Origin of the sequence: Neisseria sp. Dent CA1/247 (genome assembly GCF_022870825.1) — a bacterium.
GTDB classification, from domain to species: domain Bacteria; phylum Pseudomonadota; class Gammaproteobacteria; order Burkholderiales; family Neisseriaceae; genus Neisseria; species Neisseria zoodegmatis.
Window position 1 is genome coordinate 2,233,518 of record NZ_CP091522.1, and the last position, 17,762, is coordinate 2,251,279.

General features: G+C 46.1%; 13 protein-coding genes. 6 read left to right on the plus strand and 7 right to left on the minus strand.

What is annotated here, in order from left to right; genetic code table 11:
- Positions 1-306: 306 nt before the first annotated feature.
- A complete protein-coding gene (locus tag LVJ85_RS11035; protein WP_244739853.1) occupies positions 307-543 on the minus strand; it encodes a hypothetical protein in 237 nt (78 codons plus the stop codon).
- A 137-nt stretch (positions 544-680) separates the two neighbouring features.
- Complete coding sequence (locus LVJ85_RS11040) at positions 681-1,259, minus strand: hypothetical protein (protein ID WP_244739854.1); 579 nt, start codon at positions 1,257-1,259, stop codon at positions 681-683.
- A gap of 556 nt (positions 1,260-1,815) precedes the next feature.
- On the opposite strand from LVJ85_RS11040, the gene hrpA reads away from it, so the two are divergent.
- The 4 genes from hrpA (at position 1,816) to LVJ85_RS11060 (ending at position 8,620) form a co-directional block, all read left to right on the plus strand.
- The gene (hrpA, locus tag LVJ85_RS11045; RefSeq protein ID WP_244739855.1) at positions 1,816-3,213 is read left to right on the plus strand and encodes an ATP-dependent RNA helicase HrpA; all 1,398 of its coding nucleotides are present in this window, start codon (positions 1,816-1,818) and stop codon (positions 3,211-3,213) included.
- A gap of 125 nt (positions 3,214-3,338) precedes the next feature.
- Positions 3,339-4,520, plus strand: a complete 1,182-nt coding sequence (locus LVJ85_RS11050) for a DNA cytosine methyltransferase (protein ID WP_244739856.1) — start codon at positions 3,339-3,341, stop codon at positions 4,518-4,520.
- A 2-nt stretch (positions 4,521-4,522) separates the two neighbouring features.
- Positions 4,523-5,635: a hypothetical protein gene (locus LVJ85_RS11055; protein ID WP_244739857.1), complete on the plus strand. Its 1,113-nt coding sequence runs from the start codon at positions 4,523-4,525 to the stop codon at positions 5,633-5,635.
- A 72-nt stretch (positions 5,636-5,707) separates the two neighbouring features.
- Entirely contained in the window at positions 5,708-8,620 is a 2,913-nt protein-coding gene (locus LVJ85_RS11060) for a DUF3418 domain-containing protein (RefSeq protein ID WP_244739858.1), read from the plus strand.
- Between the two features lie 37 nt (positions 8,621-8,657).
- Here LVJ85_RS11060 and LVJ85_RS11065 read toward each other — a convergent pair whose 3' ends face one another.
- From LVJ85_RS11065 to LVJ85_RS11080, 4 genes are all read right to left on the minus strand, one after another.
- Positions 8,658-9,755, minus strand: a complete 1,098-nt coding sequence (locus LVJ85_RS11065) for an ImmA/IrrE family metallo-endopeptidase (protein ID WP_244739859.1) — start codon at positions 9,753-9,755, stop codon at positions 8,658-8,660.
- A 14-nt stretch (positions 9,756-9,769) separates the two neighbouring features.
- Positions 9,770-10,423 carry a hypothetical protein gene (locus LVJ85_RS11070; RefSeq protein ID WP_244739860.1) on the minus strand — a complete coding sequence of 218 codons (654 nt, stop codon included), beginning with the start codon at positions 10,421-10,423 and terminating at the stop codon, positions 9,770-9,772.
- Between the two features lie 243 nt (positions 10,424-10,666).
- A complete protein-coding gene (locus tag LVJ85_RS11075) occupies positions 10,667-12,130 on the minus strand; it encodes a hypothetical protein (RefSeq protein WP_244739861.1) in 1,464 nt (487 codons plus the stop codon).
- 357 nt (positions 12,131-12,487) lie between these two features.
- Entirely contained in the window at positions 12,488-13,435 is a 948-nt protein-coding gene (locus LVJ85_RS11080) for an IS110 family transposase (RefSeq protein ID WP_244739372.1), read from the minus strand.
- A gap of 455 nt (positions 13,436-13,890) precedes the next feature.
- Between LVJ85_RS11080 and LVJ85_RS11085 the strand changes: the two genes are divergently transcribed.
- Both LVJ85_RS11085 and LVJ85_RS11090 read left to right on the plus strand, forming a co-directional pair.
- Complete coding sequence (locus tag LVJ85_RS11085) at positions 13,891-14,433, plus strand: carboxymuconolactone decarboxylase family protein (protein WP_244739862.1); 543 nt, start codon at positions 13,891-13,893, stop codon at positions 14,431-14,433.
- 345 nt (positions 14,434-14,778) lie between these two features.
- Positions 14,779-16,413, plus strand: coding sequence for an SWIM zinc finger domain-containing protein (locus LVJ85_RS11090; RefSeq protein WP_244739863.1), 1,635 nt, complete (start codon positions 14,779-14,781; stop codon positions 16,411-16,413).
- Positions 16,414-16,631: 218 nt separating this feature from the next.
- On the opposite strand, the gene bamC is transcribed toward LVJ85_RS11090, so the two are convergent.
- The gene (gene bamC / locus LVJ85_RS11095; RefSeq protein ID WP_244739864.1) at positions 16,632-17,762 is read right to left on the minus strand and encodes an outer membrane protein assembly factor BamC; all 1,131 of its coding nucleotides are present in this window, start codon (positions 17,760-17,762) and stop codon (positions 16,632-16,634) included.

Sequence of the window (17,762 nt, forward strand, 5' to 3'; positions counted from 1 at the left end):
CCAAAATTAATTTTGGACGGCCGTGTTAGATATGAGTGTTACCAAACCTACATATAGCATTTTATATTTTACCTGTTACCATAAATTTAAAAGCTAATAGCACTAGGCATAAAAGTGCCAATACAGGTAGGTTCCATAAAAAGATAGACACAAAAAATATACAAAGCACCGTAAGCGTAAAAATAACATTAAAAAATTCACTCATTTTTCTTTTTTTATACGTGTATTTCGAATATTTGAATAACATGCCCATGCCTTCTTACTCTCTATATAAATAAACTCAGTAAATATTTATATGTATTTAAACTATCTCCAATAGGTAACACCATCATCACATAGATATCCTGTTTTATCTGATTCAGGAATAACCATCATACCAACGTTTCCGTTGGTTGTTATACCAACGCCAGTTTGAATATCACCTTTGATATGTTCTACAACCTTGCATCCGTGTTCAACTTTGAACTTTTCCCATTTTGCATTTTCATCGTGCCACATCCCGATTACTAATGTCCCAGTAAAATCGCCCCAGCAATTTTCCAAATTAAGAATACTCCAATCATAACGACAGCAATAAAGAAAATTGCGCTACCCACATTCATTAGAGACCGAAAATCCATTATCACACCTCACCAAAACTTCCTTACTAAAAAACCAAATATCAAACATGCCATTTGAAATCAAACGGTATTTTGTAAATCCACCAGTTGTTTTAATCGGGAAAGCAGATAAGGCAAACGGCGTTCTGACAAACATAGCCTATTCAAGCTATTGATGTAAGTTTGCTTGCCGCATACAGTTTCAATCTCTTTTCTAATTTCAGACGCATCAATAGTACCGGCACCTGTATAGTATTTATACCTTTCCGCGATCTTAAGCTCAAAAAATTCTTTTCGGTAACTTATAAATACCTCCGAATGAAAGTAAAAAGTCTTTCCCACCCAAACAGGATGTGTGCCATCAAGTAACATTTCAAGCTCGGAAACAGCGTCTTTCAATCCTTCAGGTTTACAGTATATTTTTTCCAAAAAACCTAGTACGCAGCCTCCAAAGTAAAAATCGTTCTGTACAAGCTGATGAAAACCAAAGTGAGACAGCATACCAATTAATTCGGCATAACTCTTTTCTCCATTATCTGCCAATGCAAGTGAACCGAAGAATTTATTACGGTAGTTGCCCATTGCAAACATCAAAGAAGATTGAATACTACCTATACAAGACAATATCTCGAGATAAAGCTGCTCATGCTCCTTATTCATATCCTATGACCGCCTTTCATAGAGTTGATCAGTTTTATGTACTTTCTAATGATATAAGCTCAAAATAAAAACGAAAATTTAAACATACCTTATATGATAGGCAGGCTTAAGTTTTCGTTTTAATGGTGTGCCGAATTTGTGCCTGGATGCACCTAAATACGGCTGTACATGACTGTAATTGCAGGCTTCACTCTTGTTTAAAAACAATTAGTTATATTTATATTTTAGGACTTAAAATCCGTCGACCCTAAACAGGTCGTGCCGGTTCGATTCCGGCTCCGGGCACCACATACTCAATCAATATACCGCTTTAAAGCGGTTATTTTTGCCTGTAAATTTCCCATTAAGCAAATTTGTGTAGCGTTCCCAGTATTTCCGATGCCTTGAGTATTTTTGGAGAGTCGTTTTCCGTATCGAGAATAAATACGACTAAATTTCAAGCAATGCTAGGCTTTCCTATATTTTTGTAGTTTTGCAAAAACTTCATTGCGCCCGTTTTCAGACGGCCTTCTGCTATAATCTTGCCCTTTGTTTTACCTAGACTTTTACACACACTATGCAGCAGCCCGACTTCACCCAAACGCTCTCCCGCGACCGCCATTTCCTGCAAAACGCCTTCAAAACCCCCAAACGCTTCGGCGGCATCGAAGCCGTGCAGAAAAAATATCAAAAATCGCACGACGCGTTTTTGAAACGCCAAGCCGCGCTGCCCAAGCCGCAGTATGACGGCACACTGCCGGTGCACGAGCGTTTGGACGACATCAAAACCGCCATTCAAAACAACCAAGTAACCATTATTTGCGGCGAAACCGGTTCGGGCAAAACCACCCAGCTTCCGAAAATCTGCTTGGAGCTCGGGCGCGGTGCGGCGGGCTTGATCGGGCACACGCAGCCGCGGCGCTTGGCGGCGCGTTCGGTGGCGGAGCGGATTGCCGAAGAATTGGGCAGCAACATCGGCCAAACCGTCGGCTACAAAGTGCGTTTCAACGACAACACCTCGCGCGATGCCTATGTGAAGCTGATGACCGACGGCATTCTGCTCGCCGAAACGCAAACCGACCGCTATCTCACCGCTTACGACACGATTATTATCGACGAAGCGCACGAACGCAGCCTCAACATCGATTTTCTGCTCGGCTACCTGAAACAACTTCTGCCGCGCCGCCCCGATTTAAAAGTCATCATCACCTCAGCCACCATCGATGCCGAGCGCTTTTCCAAACATTTCAACAACGCGCCCGTGCTGGAAGTGAGCGGGCGCACTTTCCCCGTCGACATTCTCTACCGCCCGCTGCATTCACAAGATGAAGACGAAGCGGAAATCGAGCTGACCGACGCGATTGTTGATGCCGCCGACGAGCTGGCGCGGCTGGGCGAAGGCGACATTCTGGTGTTCCTGCCCGGCGAGCGCGAAATCCGCGAGGCCGCCGAAGCCCTGCGCAAATCGCCGCTGCGCCGTGACGACGAAATCCTGCCGCTGTTTGCCCGTTTGTCGAACGCCGAACAGCACAAAATTTTCCACCCGAGCGGCAACAAACGGCGCATCGTGCTGGCGACCAACGTGGCCGAAACCTCGCTCACCGTGCCGGGCATCAAATACGTGATCGACACCGGCTTGGCGCGGGTGAAACGCTATTCCGCGCGCGCCAAAGTGGAACAGCTTCATGTGGAAAAAATCTCCCAAGCCGCCGCACGCCAACGTTCCGGCCGCTGCGGCCGCGTATCCGCCGGCGTAGCCGTGCGCCTGTATAGCGAAGAAGATTTCAACGAGCGCCCCGCCTTTACCGACCCCGAAATCATCCGCAGCAATCTGGCCGCCGTCATCCTGCGCATGGCCGCGTTGAAGCTCGGCGATGTGGCGGCGTTTCCGTTCCTTGAAGCGCCTGACCAGCGTTATATCAATGATGGCTTTCAGGTGTTGTTGGAATTGGGGGCGGTGGAGGAAGTCGTTTGAAAAACAAAACACTTAGTTTGTATCGGTAAACTCAATATTTCAGACGGCCTCGTTTTTGAAATAGGCTAACAAACCACTTTACTTTAAAATAACGCGCATAAAATGTAGTTTGGAAAATGAAATTTATGAAATATTCCGCATTCAGAAAAAAGCTAAATTTTGATGGCGACATACATGAACTTGCCTGCATAACCCATTATTTACAAAACACCACATCATCAGTTGCTGAATTGTACAAACCTGTCAGTATTGCCTATATACAAAACCATTTAAATCTACAACTTCAGGATTTATCTCAATTAGAATGGGATATTCCATTCCCTGCCCCCGAACAGCCTGAGTTTACTTTTATTGATTTATTTGCAGGTATTGGCGGATTTCGTATTCCTTTACAAGAATTAGGTGGGAAATGCTTATTTTCATCAGAATTCAATACGTACGCCCAAAAAAGTTACGAATTGAACTTTGGCGAAGTTCCTTTTGGCAATATTGAACAAATCCCATTAGATTTAATTCCTCAACACGATGTATTGTGTGCAGGTTTTCCCTGCCAGCCATTCAGTATTTCAGGGAAAATGCGAGGATTTGAAGATACGCGTGGCACACTGATTTATCATGTCTTCAAAATTATAGAAGCGAAACAACCTGAAGTTGTATTCTTGGAAAATGTGAAGCACCTTATTCATCACGACAAAAAACGAACACTAACAACAATCGTTACGCATTTGCAGGAATTGGGTTATTACGTTGAGACAAAATTACTTAATGCCACAGATTTTGGTTTGCCGCAAAATAGAGAGCGTATCATCATTATTGGCAGCAAATCTAAAAAATTTGATTTTTCAAAATTAAAACATCAACGGCAAGCTGTATTGAAAGATTTTTTAGATGCACAAGGTGAATTTGAATATTTAAATGAACCTTATACGATTTTGTCGGAACAGAAACAGCAAAAGTCAGGCTTGATTTTCGCTGGTTATCGCAACAAAGCTATTCGCAAGGTAGGGGTACGCGAAGGAACAGAAAACTTATCCCGAGTACACAAGCAACCAAACCGCATTTATTCAACCAATGGAGTACACCCAGCATTACCATCGCAAGAAACATCGGGGCGGTTTTGGATTTTTCACAACGGAAAAGTCCGCAAACTCACCATTAATGAATGTTATCGGATTATGGGTTTTCCTGAAACATTCCGTTTTATCAATAGTAAAAGTGAACTTTACCGACAAATTGGAAATTCGGTTGCCATTCCCATGATTAACGCGGTTGGCGAGCAAATCAAACAGCAACTATTAGGAAAGTAATTATGTCTGAAAGTCAAAATCCAAATGAATTTATTCGGGCTGCCTACGATGAAGCATTACAAACTCTGGGTTCTCATAATGTAATTCAGACTAATCTATCAGAAAATGAAAGAGTAGTATTGGACGACATTTTAGCTTATTCAGAAAAAGCTAAGGCCGTTTTAACTGTTGTGATAACTAGTTTGGTTTATAAGCAGCTTCATCCTGAACAAGATATTCGCAAACATCAATCCAGCATTAGCGGAGGTTACTCTGGGCGGACATTTGATAAAAACCATATCACGCCATTTCTCAAATTGGAGAAATTTCCAGCAATGGCAGAAAGTGGCTGGCTTACTCGGTCATTAGAACAAAAAGTACCATACGATGAAAATTATACAGGTGCAATTAATCCAAGTAGACTGAAAATATCTTTTTTGTCAACCATTTCCTTTATTCAGCAAAACGAGCGGCTGCCCGAAATTTTTTCTTACCTGCTGCAAGGACTCATTTTAAAACGCAATGCACAACAAATAGATTTAGCAAAACCTCACAACTTGCCAATTTCGGCAATTATTGATTTATTAAACAAACATTTTCAAGCTAAATATACCGCCGATGGTGCAGCAAGGCTGCCTGTGTTGGCCTTTTATGCAATTTACCAATGCCTGATAAAGGAATTGAGGCGATTTGATGAAAAAATATTGTTACCATTAGAAAATCATACTTCGGCAGATACAAGAAGCGGACGGATTGGGGACATAGATATCAATGATGAAAAGAATGAAGCCTTTGAAGCTGTTGAAGTAAAACACGGCATTCCGATTACACGCCAACTTGTGCAAGATGCCTTTGAAAAATTTCAAACCACACAAGTTAAGCGGTATTATTTGTTATCAACAGCCGATATTGATGAAAGTGAACGGAAATTTATTGAAGGGGAAATTGAAAAAATCAAAACCATCCATGGGTGCCATGTTATTGTTAATGGAATTATTAATTCGTTGAGATACTATTTGCGACTATTGGAAAATCCTGCCGAATTTATTTCTAATTACGTCAATTTGTTGGAACAGGACACATCACTCAAATTTGAACATAAAAAGATGTGGAATGAAGTGGTTGTGAGTGCGTAGATCGGGCATTCATGCCCGACATAATTAAATTAACGAAATACAGCAATATCGGGCTAACTACCCGACCGACGAATGATGCAAAACACAAATAACCATCACAATATACTGTTCACCTCCCTTTCAGGTAACCTAAAACCCCATTCGTACAAACAAAGCCTGTCTGAACTCCGCCCCCGCTACCGCCTAACCAAGCTCGGCGAGCAAATGGCACGGCTGCCCATCGACCCGAAGGTCGCCCGCATTTTGCTGGCGGCGCAAAAGCACGACTGTATGGCGGAAATACTCGTTATCGTGTCCGCTCTGTCGATTCAAGACCCGCGCGAACGACCGCTCGAAGCCCGCGAGGCTGCCCAAAAAGCGCACGAACGTTTTACCGACAAGCAGTCCGATTTTCTCGCCTACCTCAACATTTGGGACAGTTTCCAGCGCGAGCGCGACAAAGGTTTGTCTAACAAACAATTGGTGCAATGGTGCCGCCAATATTTCCTTTCCCACCTGCGGATGCGCGAGTGGCGCGAGTTGCACCACCAGCTTGCCGACATTGCGGTGGAAATGGGTTTGACCACCAAAGAGCAGGCTTTCAGACGGCCTCCTGCACAACCGCAATTGCCGTCTGCGACCGCAGGAAGTCCCTTGGGGAAAAACACCGGCGATCAAGATTTATCTGCCAAACTCAAACAAAAACAATTAGATAAAAAACAGCACCGCGCCCACATCCGCGCCGCCAAAGAAGCTGGCTACGAACAAATCCACCGCGCCCTGCTAACCGGCCTGATTGCCAATGTCGGCATGAAATCGCCCGACGGCCACGATTACACCGGTGCGCGCGGCGCGCACTTTCATTTGTTCCCCGCTTCCGCCCTGTTCAAATCCAAACCTAAATGGGTGATGGCCGCCGAACTTACCGAAACCACCCGCCTCTATGCCCGCGATGTCGCCGCCATCCAGCCTGAATGGATCGAGCAGGAAGCCCCGCACCTCGTGCACTACCACTATTTCGAGCCGCATTGGGAGCAGAAACGCGGCGAAGTCGTTGCCAGCGAACGCGTTACCCTCTACGGCCTCACCGTGCTGCCGCGCCGCCCCGTTGCCTACGGCAAAGTCGCTCCTGAAGAAGCCCGCGAAATCTTTATCCGCAGCGCACTGGTGGCGCAGGAATGCAATCTTCAGACGGCCTTTTTTATCCATAACAAAAAACTGATTAAAGAAATCAGTGAGTTGGAACACAAATCGCGCAAGCAGGACGTGTTGGTGGACGAAGAAGCCTTGTTTGAGTTTTACAACCGGCGTTTACCGCAGTTTTACGAGCCGTCTGAAAAGGCAGGTCGGGCATCCTCGCCCGACAATACAGGCCTGTCTGAAAGTGCAGAAAACGTAGGTCGGATTCTTGAATCCGACAAAACCAAAACCGTAAGTCCCCAGCCCGACAACACCGCCCCCGTTTCAGACGGCCTTTCAGGTAGCCCCAAGCACACAGGCCGTCTGAAAAAACCATTGCCCCTTGCCGACATCCGCACCTTCCAAAGCTGGCTCAAAACCGCCGAGCGCGACAACCCGCGCCTGCTGTTCCTCACCCGCGAAGACCTCATGCAGCATGCCGCCGCGCACATCACCGAAGCCCAGTTCCCCCACCATTGGCAAAACAGCGACGGCAAATTCAAACTCAGCTACCGCTTCGAGCCGCACCACCCGCTCGACGGCGTAACCCTCACCCTGCCGCTCACCGTGCTCAACCGCCTCCACGCCCCCGCGCTCGAATGGCTCGTGCCCGGCATGTTGCGCGAAAAACTGCAACTGCTTATCAAAGCCCTGCCCAAACAAATCCGCCGCATCTGCGTGCCCGTGCCCGACTTCATCACACAATTTTTAGAAAGCAACCCCAACCGCCAAGAGCCGATCATCCCCCAGCTTGCCTGCTTTATTGCCAAAACCGCCGGCGACATGCGCCTGCTCGAGCAAATCGACCAAGACGAATGGAGCGCGTTCAAACTGCCCGAGCATTGCTATTTCAACCTGCGCATCATCGACGACGGCGGCCAAGAGCTTGCCACCGGCCGCGATTTAGCCAAACTCCAACAAGAGCTAGGCCAAGCCGCCGCCGTCACCTTCCGCGACAACACCCAAGAATTCGAACGCGACAACCTCACCAACTGGGACATCGGCACGCTACCTGAAAGCATCAAATTCGCCCGCGGCAAACAACAGCTCACCGGCTACCTCGGCCTGCAAAAAGAAAAAAACAACACCATCGCCCTGCGCCTGTTCGACACCCCCGAAGCCGCCGAACAAGCCCACCGCCAAGGCGTGATCGCCCTTATGCAGCTCCAGCTTAAAGAGCAAATGAAAGACCTCAACAAAGGCATCCAAGGCTTCACCCAAGCCGCCATGCTGCTCAAACACATCAGTGCCGACACCCTGCGCGACGACCTCACCGCCGCCATCTGCGACCGCGCCTTTATCGGCGACGACGAGCTACCCCGCAGCGAAAAAGCCTTTAAAGAACAAATCAAACGCGCCCGCAGCCGCCTGCCCGCCGTCAAAGAAGCCATCAGCCGCTACCTGCAAGATACCGCCGCCGCTTACGCCGAACTCAACGGCAAACTCGGCAAACACCCGCTCACCCACCTGCTGCGCGAACGCACCCAAACCCTGCTGTCCGCCGGATTCGCCGGCCGCACCCCGTGGAGCCAATGGCCGCGCCTACCCGTCTATCTCAAAGCCATGACCCTGCGCATGGAAAAATACAGCGCCAACCCCGCCCGCGATGCCGCACGCGAAGCCGATATTCAAGAGTTGGAGCAGATGTGGCAAGACAAGGTACAATCACTTTTGAAACAAAATCAACCCGTTTCAGACGGCCTGAAGATGTTTAAATGGCAGATTGAGGAATTGCGTGTGTCACTGTTTGCGCAAGAGTTGAAAACGCCGTATCCGGTGTCGGTGAAGCGGTTGTTGAAGGAGTGGGAAAGATTAAATAAAGGGTAAAAAAAGGCCGTCTGAAAAGTTTCAGACGGCTTTTTAATTATTTAATCAGTTTCAGTTTTCTATATCTATTAAATTCAGGCTCCACCAAATTGAACGTTGTATTAACAATATCTTCTACGGGCATATCCAACGATGAGGCAACTTTCTCAAGACTTACTCCATCTTCTTTTAACATTGTCAATATTTGCTTAAGTACGCTAGATAACTCCTTCTTCATTGGCTCTGGCTCTGTTGTTCGATAGCGTTTTTTGGCAAATTGAGGGCAAAGAACATGAATATATAACCAATCTGAAATAATACCTAACTTATGCATGCGATATGCCAAAGCAACCAATGAGACACCAAATATTTTTTTTATTTTCATTAGATTATCAATAGTTATAGGTGTATTTCTATATAATTGAATGGCTTCTTTTGGCATTAAAAATGCAGAAGCAAAAGCATTTGCTTCTTTTTCTATCATATCCCTAGGCTCATCCAAATTTTCTTTGACCTTTCCTGAAGCATAATGTTGCATACTATATTTATCACGAAGTAAGTGTCCAAGCTCATGAGCAGCATCAAAACGACTGCGCTCTGCTGATTTTTGAGTATTCAAAAATATAAATGGCTTATTATCATGCCATGTGCAAAATGCATCAATATCTAGTGTATCTACTGATAATGAAAATACACGAATACCTTTTGATTCTAAAAGTGAAATCATATTACCAATGGGCTGATTACCTAGACCCCATTCAAGCCGTAATTCATCGGCAGCCTCTTCTGGTGTTTTGTCTGAATAATCTGGTAAGTTTGCTGTCTTTAATTCAAATTCTCGCTCCAACCAATCATTAAATATGAAAGTTATCAAACCATGATTAATGGCTTGCTTTTGCAATTTCCTTGAAACTCTCGATTTTGCACGAAAACTAACTGCCTGAGTATTTAATTCAGGCAGTTCTTCTTCCTTTAGAAAAAAACTTACTGGAAAATTTAAAATTCTACTTAACTCCCGAACATCAGGAATTTGGCCATCTTTGATATAGTTACGCACTTGTCGCGGGGTAATACCTAATAATTCAGCAAGTGCTGTTTGGGTAATTCCTCTGCGATTTAAGGCAAACTCTAGCCTTTGTGGATTAAAAAATTGCATAATTTAACTTTGAATTAAACCGCCTTCCGTTTTCTTTCCACAATAAGCTCTTGAACTTCAGAAGGCGTTTGATGTTTACGAGTAATCTCTGTATTAGCTATAATGCCGAAGTTAACATCTTGTAAAATAATTCTTTTTACATAACCTGTAATCTGACCATCAATCAAATTTTCAGGTAAGGATAGTTCCATTTGTAAGCCATAAACTGTGCGATGAATAAGCAAAACCCAAAATTGTACAGTATCGGGGAGATCTAGTCTTAAATTAGATACTGCTTCCTCCCACTTTCTCCCCTTTCTTGAAGTGGTGGTAGGAAAACCTTGCTCTCTCCCTACTGAAGAACACCCAGTTGCAACAATTATACATTTTGTTTTACAAGGAGAAAGTGTCAAATAAGCACCTCCTACCCAATCTTGTAACATCCAATTGCGAGCAACCAATTGGCTGCGTAAAAAGGAAGTCACTTCAGCTTGCCATGCAGCACCAATTGAATTTTTATCGTAAAATTGGCTTTTGTCTTGTAATGCATTATGTGCAGCTAGACCAATTTCCATAAATAAGTCTTTGCTCAAGCTTGGATCTATACGGTTAAGTTCAGACTCTATATCATTAGAGGTTACAATATCACCTGTTTTTAACTCAAACGAAGTCAAAGCAAAATCTGTCATAAATTTCCTGTTTTTCTATATAAACTTTATGAATAATAATAGGAAATTTGAATATGTGCAAGCTCCTCTATAGTTATCTTGGAAGCAAGCCGTAGCCTGTATGTAGCATACTGTGTTACCAGCCACTACTGGCGGCAATATAATAATTGATGTATAGAAACAGTAAGGCCGTCTGAAAATGCTTATAAGGTTTTCAGACGGCCTTTGTTATATAGACACTCGTTGGCAGTTAGATGTAATAAGTTATTTATTCTCTTCCAATACAATGGGTTCGAAGTCAAATGTGTACTCCATAATTTCACCGGTTGCAACGTGCCTGTGGGCTTGCGGTTCGATTTTTAGGTATTTGACCGTGAACATTTTGTTTTCTGTGGGTTTGGGAACGGGAGTGTAAACACTTGTGATGAAACGCATGTCCGGAAGGCTGAACAATAATGCTTCTACTTTTACTGTGCTGTTTTCTCCTGATTCGTTGGTATAGCCGGTATATAAATTGGTAATCGGTGGGAGCAATATTGCATAGCTGGGTGAGCAAAATGATTGATAGTGTTGAATTTGTGGATCGGATTCGCTATTTCGCTGCAACCACATGAATGTGTTTTGCCATTTAAAAACATCGGGCACACTTTTGACCTTTATGCCGGTAGTGATGGGGCAGCTGAGGCTGGCCAGTTCACTGGGATAGTGGTCGGGGAGCGGGGCTTGGTCTTTTTGATCTTTTAATAAGCTGTCGTAATCTTCAAATAAATTGCGCAAGCTGGAATCATAGTCTGGATAAATGCCGGATGAGAAATGTGGGTAGTCTTCGGCAATAACCGCAGGCGCTTTCCACAAGGTTTTAGTTGGCGTGGAAAGTGAAAATTCTGCTTGATGTGTGCCGGGCCGGATGCGGAGGGTGTAATCGGCAGTTTGTGAGCTTGGTTTTAAAAACCAAATAGTATTAGCAATGTGATTTTCCCATATATACGGACCGTATTGAAAACGGTCGGGTAAATCGTGTTCGCGCAGGGTGTTGCCATTTTCGTCAATGTGGATATTTAGTTGGGCTTTGCTATTTAGCTCGCCTTCTATTGCAAATAAGGTATCTGCATTGACAGGTACTTCCTTTGGAAATGGAATATAAGGAATACCGGATAGGGTTTTTATGGTAAACGCTGCGCCAAATGACAAATAGTGCTTCTTTTCGTGATCATTGGCTTGTTGCCATTGATAGTTTTTTAATATGCCCGCACTCAGAAAAATCAATGCGGATATACCGAGCCACGGGAATACTTGCCGCTTTACGGAAAGGGAAGTGTTCGCCCGTTGGGCTGCGCATAATAACATTATGGATATCCCCCATAATATTGCGCCCCAGCCCCATGCAACTAATTTTTGATCATCGAAAATTGGATATTCAGAAAAGAGAGGGGTACAACAAGCCAAGAGTACCATTGCTGTATTGGAGAATATGAGTAGATAAATATTAAAACTTTTTCTTCTCAATAATTTATATACGATAAGTATGTAAAATAAATTGGCGTAGACTGCCCAGCCTGCTGGAACAAGGACCCAGCCTAAAAGCAAGCCTATCAGCAGGATGTGATAACCATGATAGGCGGCATCGTGTGTGTAGAAACCCGGCGATATTACGGCAATAATCATGCAGCAGATGGAGATCTTTAATAAGGCCGGGGAATAATGTGGTTGGGTTGGCTTATTGTTCATATTGATATGCGGTAAGTATGCGAAATAATGCTAAGTTGCTTATTATATGATTTTTGGTTGTTGAGTGCTGGTGAGTCGTAATGTGATTGTTATTGTAATTGGGTAATGCTTGAAACATTAGAGGCCGTCTGAAATGGTGTTTTCAGACGGCCTCTTTAAAAGATAGCAAGCCGTAGCCCACATGAAACTTAAAACTTAAATGTAGCAACTGTGTTACCAACCCGTCGGTCAGCAACAGCAAACACAGGTAATTAAGCGCATTGCAGGTTGTTTGAATGCAGGTAATCCCTTACCCGGGCATTCAGAATACGCAACTGTGTTACCAACCCGTCGGTCAGCAACAGCAAACACAGGTAATTAAGCGCATTGCAGGTTGTTTGAATGCAGGTAATCCCTTACCCGGGCATTCAGAATACGCAGCAGTTTGTGCATACACGCATTGATGGCTACTTTGAACGGTTTTCCGCGTTGCGTTAGCCGTTCGTAAAACGCCTTAATCTTCGGTTCAAAACGGCTGGCGGTTAAGGCCGCCATATACAGCGCATTACGTACTGCCATTCTGCCGCCAATACAACCTGTCTTGGTTTTGGATTCCCCGCTTTCATTGGGTGGCGGCACCACACCTACCAGCATAGCAATGCGTTTGTGCGATAGTTTTCCCAATTCGGGCAGCATCGCCATTAAGGTGGCGCAGATATTTTTGCCCACGCCTTTAATTGAGCAGACAGTATCTCCCTTTTCATTGAAACCACCACCGTACCTGTCGATTTGTTTATCTAGATCGGTGATTAGGCGGTCAAAGTGACGGATAAGGTCTGCAACGCTCTGCTTTTGGCTCTCGTGAATCTGATGGTGGCGGTTCTTCTCCACCGCTCGCATCTCTACCAACTGGCTGCGGCGTTTGACCAAGGCTTCGAGCGTTTCTTCTTCGGTAGAAGGCGGAATATAGCGCATATCGCCCACCAATCCTTTAGTCTCGATGGCTTGGGCGAAATCGGCCAACATTTTAGCGTCTTTGGCATCGGTTTTGCCTAAAGAAAAAGATTGGGAATAGGAATGTGTTTGGCGTGGGTTGGCGATGACAACACGCAATCCTGCATGGTGCAACGCTTTGGCTAGAGGGATTTCTAACCCGCCGGTACTTTCCAGTACAACCAAATCGACATTGTGTTTGCGCAAATAGTCGACGGTATGTTGGAAACCTTTGGCATTATTGGTTTCGGTTTTGGTTTTGGCCTTACCGGTAATACCGATGACGAAGTTCTTTTTGGCTACGTCTATGCCGCCATAATTTTGGGTGCTCATCAATAAACCATCCTTGTATTCGGTTGTAGGGTCTTGCAACTGTTCGGTTGTGTTGATGATTGGCCGTCTGCTCGTTTGGCTACAATACGGGTGCGGAAGCCCAAGGGTGTGTTCGGAGGCAGACGGCCTGTTTGCTTGCCATGGTACATTAGTTTCAACATACAAGGGTGTGTGCCATCTGCACGCACGCGTTGTTTGGATTTCCAGTAAGCGAGTGCGTGGCTTGCGCCACACACCCGACCAGTCATGATACGGCAGTTGATCTGTGGAAATTAAGGCCGTCTGAAAATGCTTGTTGCAAAATTTTCAGACGGCCTTGTCTTGCCCGCAATCTGAGCAGATACCGCTGCCAAGATATAATTTTTCCTTTGTTCGATATTACTTACGGTTATTTCAGCCTTTCAGACGGCCTTGTTAGAATGGCTTTTTTAATCGAAATAACCGGAGAGGAACGTATGGCCCGTTTAACTGTGCATAGTGTGGAATCCGCGCCTGAGGCGGCAAAAGCCCGCGTGGAAACGGCTCTGAAAAACAACGGCTTTTTGCCGAATCTGATTGGCGTATTGGCCAATGCGCCGGCGGCCTTGGCGATGTATCAGGAAGTAGGTGCGCTGAATGCCACCACCAGCCTGACCGCAGGCGAGCGTGAGGTGGTGCAGATTACGGCGGCGGTGCTGAATGAATGCGGTTTTTGCAAAGCGGGGCATACTGCTTTGAGTACGAAAAAGAATTTGCTCGACCCGCAGGCGATTGAGGCTTTGCGCAACACGCAGGCCTTGGCAGACCCCAAACTCAACCGCTTGGCTTTGTTGACCCAAGCGGTGATGGCGAATAAGGGCAATGTAGGCGATGCCGAGTTGCAGGCGTTTTTTGATGCGGGGTATAACGAACAGCAGGCTTTGGAAGTGGTGCTGGGTGTGGCGCTGGCGACATTGTGCAATTACGCCAATAATCTGGCACGCACGGAAATCAACGAGCAATTGCAGCCTTTTGCTTGATAGGGTTGTTTGGTATGTTGGGATAGGCCGTCTGAAATGTTGTTTTCAGACGGCCTGTAATCTTTTACTCCAATATCTCCTTTATTCTCCCCAGAAGCCAAATCATAGGTGTTTAGTTTTTTCTTTCAGACGAAAATAGGCTGTCGGGTAGGGCGGGATTTACGGGGAAGCGTACTGAAGCTTAGTTTTCCTACATAATAGGTTTTCTGACGGTTCGGGTAATGTTTGGCCGGTGGTCAATCGATCGCGTGTTTTGGCAGGGGATAGGGGGAGTTTTGCCAAGGTTTCAGGCTTTGTTTATGATGCAAAGCCGAAGCACTTTTCTCGACAAGGTACTATTCATCCATGCACGCTAAATTCAAAAAGTCTGAATTATTTTCTCCAAGTATTGCCGAGCGCGGTTGGCATTATTTTCAAAACCGCCGTGTCGGGGCGGTTTATGATAACGGTCGGCAGCGTTATCAAGCGGAGATTTCCGGTTCCGAGCCTTATCAGGCATGGCTTCAGCTGGATGGCAAAGGCCGAATTGTGGAAGGCGGTTGCGATTGCCCCTGTAACTACCCCTGCAAACATATGGCGGCTTTATGGTATGCCTTGGAGAAGGGGCGGAAGCATAATGTTGCGAACCCGCCGGATTTGACCGCGCTTTTGGAAAAGCAGGACGCACCGTTTTTGCGCAATTTGCTGTCGGTATTGGCGCAAGATCAGGAAATCCGCAACCGTTTGATGTTGATGCTTGAACCGGATAAAACTGAATCCGAGCAGATATACGCTTTCCAAGTGCAGCAGATTTTTGCTGCTTATGGCGGCGATTATCATTACAGCTCGGCTATTAATTTGGCTGGTGAATTGCAAGATTGGCTCTCTGACGTCTCTAATCGCGGCGGTTCGGTTTTGGCGGGCATTTTGCCGTTGCTGATGGGGCGGTTGATTGATGCTATCGAATATTCAGATGATTCCGAGGGCGAATTAAGCGATACCATGTGTTATGCCATCGATTTGTTGGGTCAGGTTTTGGAGCGGCAGGATGCTTCTGAATCGAAATTGGCGCAATTGGTTGAATTTGTAGATGTTTGTTTGAATGATAGCCGCTATTCCGATTTTGGTGATTATATCACCGATCTTTACCTTATCCGTGCGCGCGAGTGGGAAAGGCAACAGGCATTTGCCGCCTGGCAGGCATGGTTGGAGACAAAGATTGCAGCATACCGGCCGGACGATTGGTTGTATGAATTTTTTTCAGATGCCAAGCGGCAGATGTTGCTGAAAGCCAAGGAAGACGAAGCAGCCCAAAAGTATTTTGAAAAGAATCTCGAATTGGTTTCATTTCGTCAAATAGCGGTTGCTCAGGCTTTTGAAACCGAAAACTGGTCTAAGGCCGAACAATTGTTGCAAGAAGGCATTCGGATTGCTTTTGCCAAAAATAACCACGGTACGGTAGCGGCTTGGGAAAAACAGCTTCTGGAAGTTTACCGCCGCACAGGGCAATCTATCCGTATGCTGGCTGAAAAGCTGGCTTTGGATAAATCTTTTTCACCGGAATACTACCGAATATGGAAAGAAACCTTTTCTGCTGAAGAATGGCCGTCTGAAAGAGATAAATTGGTGCAACGGTTGCAAGACAAAGATTGGATTTTGGCTCCGGTGTTGTTGGAAGAGCGGCTGTTCGACCCGCTGCTGGATTTATTGCGGCGCAAAAAGGAATACGCAACTTTAGAAAATTACAGCCCTAAGTTTCCCAAAACATATGACGCGGCTTTGCTTGAATGCCACCTGTCGTTACTGGCTGCTTCTATTCAGATGCCGGGAGCGAATCGCAAACACTATTCTATTTTGGTCAAACGCTTGAACATCCTGAAAAAACAATATCCTCATTGCCGTGCGCAGTTCGCAAACTTTGTAGATGCGTTAAAGGCTCAATACAGTATTAAACCGCACCGGCCGGCTTTGCTGGAAGAATTGGCTAAATTCAAACTCTAAGGGTTTTCATACCCTACATCCCTTTATTTATTACTACATGGCAAGCCACTTAAAAGAATGCGTTTGTTATGTTTGCGGCTTTTCCGGGGATTCCAACAACCGGCTATGCCGGAAGATGCCCGGGTTGAAACCGAGTATGCTGGGATAAGAGGGTTAAATAAGTCTGTAAAAAAACAGCCCATTGTTCGGGCTGTTTTTTATTAGGATAAAAATGGCGTTTAACGCAATTCGGTATGCAGGCGGCTCAGCCAATTGGAGGCGTCGCGGCCTTGGTAGGCAGTGCCGTCTTTATTCAGCAGACGCAGGCGTGTGCCGTTGGCTGTGGGTTCGGCAAGTACGATCAGCTCGGGTTGGGCGGTGTTTGCGGCGGCGTTGTTCTTTTTGCCTTTACCGAAAATGCGTTTGAAAATGCCGGGCTTTTGGTTGGCAACGGCTTCGCCTTCCTGTGGCGCGGGTTGTACTAAGAATGCGTGGCTTTGTACGTTTTGACCGAGTACGGTCAAGCCGATGCGGTCGAGTGCCAGCGCGGTGCGGCGCCAGTTGCGGTTATGGTCGCCGCTGAGCAGTACGCTGTTGCCTTCGATTTTGGCTAATTCGCCAGCGTTGCGCACGGGGGTAACGCTTTTACCTAAGGCGTTTTCTGCTTGGCGGGCATCTACGCCGAGATATTGCATGAAGCGGGCAAGGAAGGCGGCTTCAAGATTGGGGTCGTTGGGGCGGGGCTGCCACATGGTGGTGTCTTTATTTTTGTCGCCATACACTTCTTTCAAGCCTTTGTGGGCGAAGAAGATATCTGTGGTGCCGTTTCTGCCGCGCTCGATACGGATGATGAATTTGTCGCGCTCGCTGGTGGAGTAAACGCCGCCGAGGCCGACTTTTTCAAACAGGCGGCGCAGGCCGTCTTGCGGGATTTTGGCGCGGTTTTCTGCCCACTCGGTTTCCATTTGGCCGATGGCAGGTTCTTCGGATTTGATGTCAAAACCGTTTTCTTGCCAGAATACTTTCAGCAAGGGCCAGATTTCGGCAGGTTCTTTTCCTTCAACAACGAGCCAGCGTTGGCTGCCGTCGCGCTCCAAATGTACGCCTTTTACGCCTTGCAATACGGCTTGGCCGGCGGGTTGTTGAACGGCTTTATTGCGGTTGAGGTCACTTGCGCGTACGGCACCGGTGCCTGCCGGAATTTGATAGAGGTTGCCTTGATCGGGGTTGGTCAGATCGGGCGGTACTTCAAGGCTGACTACTTTTCGGTTTTGGGTTTGATAGTCGAGTTTGGGTTGTTCTTTGCTGCCGGAACAAGCGGCGAGGCCGATGAGGGCGAGGGTTAATACTACCGGTTTCATTCGGTTCAT

What these genes read in the sequence shown, in the direction of transcription:
- LVJ85_RS11040 (WP_244739854.1), bottom strand. Translation starts at nt 1,259, where the DNA reads ATGAATAAGGAGCATGAGCAGCTTTATCTCGAGATATTGTCTTGTATA.
- hrpA (WP_244739855.1), top strand. Translation starts at nt 1,816, where the DNA reads ATGCAGCAGCCCGACTTCACCCAAACGCTCTCCCGCGACCGCCATTTC.
- LVJ85_RS11050 (WP_244739856.1), top strand. Translation starts at nt 3,339, where the DNA reads ATGAAATATTCCGCATTCAGAAAAAAGCTAAATTTTGATGGCGACATA.
- LVJ85_RS11055 (WP_244739857.1), top strand. Translation starts at nt 4,523, where the DNA reads ATGTCTGAAAGTCAAAATCCAAATGAATTTATTCGGGCTGCCTACGAT.
- LVJ85_RS11060 (WP_244739858.1), top strand. Translation starts at nt 5,708, where the DNA reads ATGATGCAAAACACAAATAACCATCACAATATACTGTTCACCTCCCTT.
- LVJ85_RS11065 (WP_244739859.1), bottom strand. Translation starts at nt 9,755, where the DNA reads ATGCAATTTTTTAATCCACAAAGGCTAGAGTTTGCCTTAAATCGCAGA.
- LVJ85_RS11070 (WP_244739860.1), bottom strand. Translation starts at nt 10,423, where the DNA reads ATGACAGATTTTGCTTTGACTTCGTTTGAGTTAAAAACAGGTGATATT.
- LVJ85_RS11075 (WP_244739861.1), bottom strand. Translation starts at nt 12,130, where the DNA reads ATGAACAATAAGCCAACCCAACCACATTATTCCCCGGCCTTATTAAAG.
- LVJ85_RS11080 (WP_244739372.1), bottom strand. Translation starts at nt 13,435, where the DNA reads ATGAGCACCCAAAATTATGGCGGCATAGACGTAGCCAAAAAGAACTTC.
- LVJ85_RS11085 (WP_244739862.1), top strand. Translation starts at nt 13,891, where the DNA reads ATGGCCCGTTTAACTGTGCATAGTGTGGAATCCGCGCCTGAGGCGGCA.
- LVJ85_RS11090 (WP_244739863.1), top strand. Translation starts at nt 14,779, where the DNA reads ATGCACGCTAAATTCAAAAAGTCTGAATTATTTTCTCCAAGTATTGCC.
- bamC (WP_244739864.1), bottom strand. Translation starts at nt 17,762, where the DNA reads ATGAACCGAATGAAACCGGTAGTATTAACCCTCGCCCTCATCGGCCTC.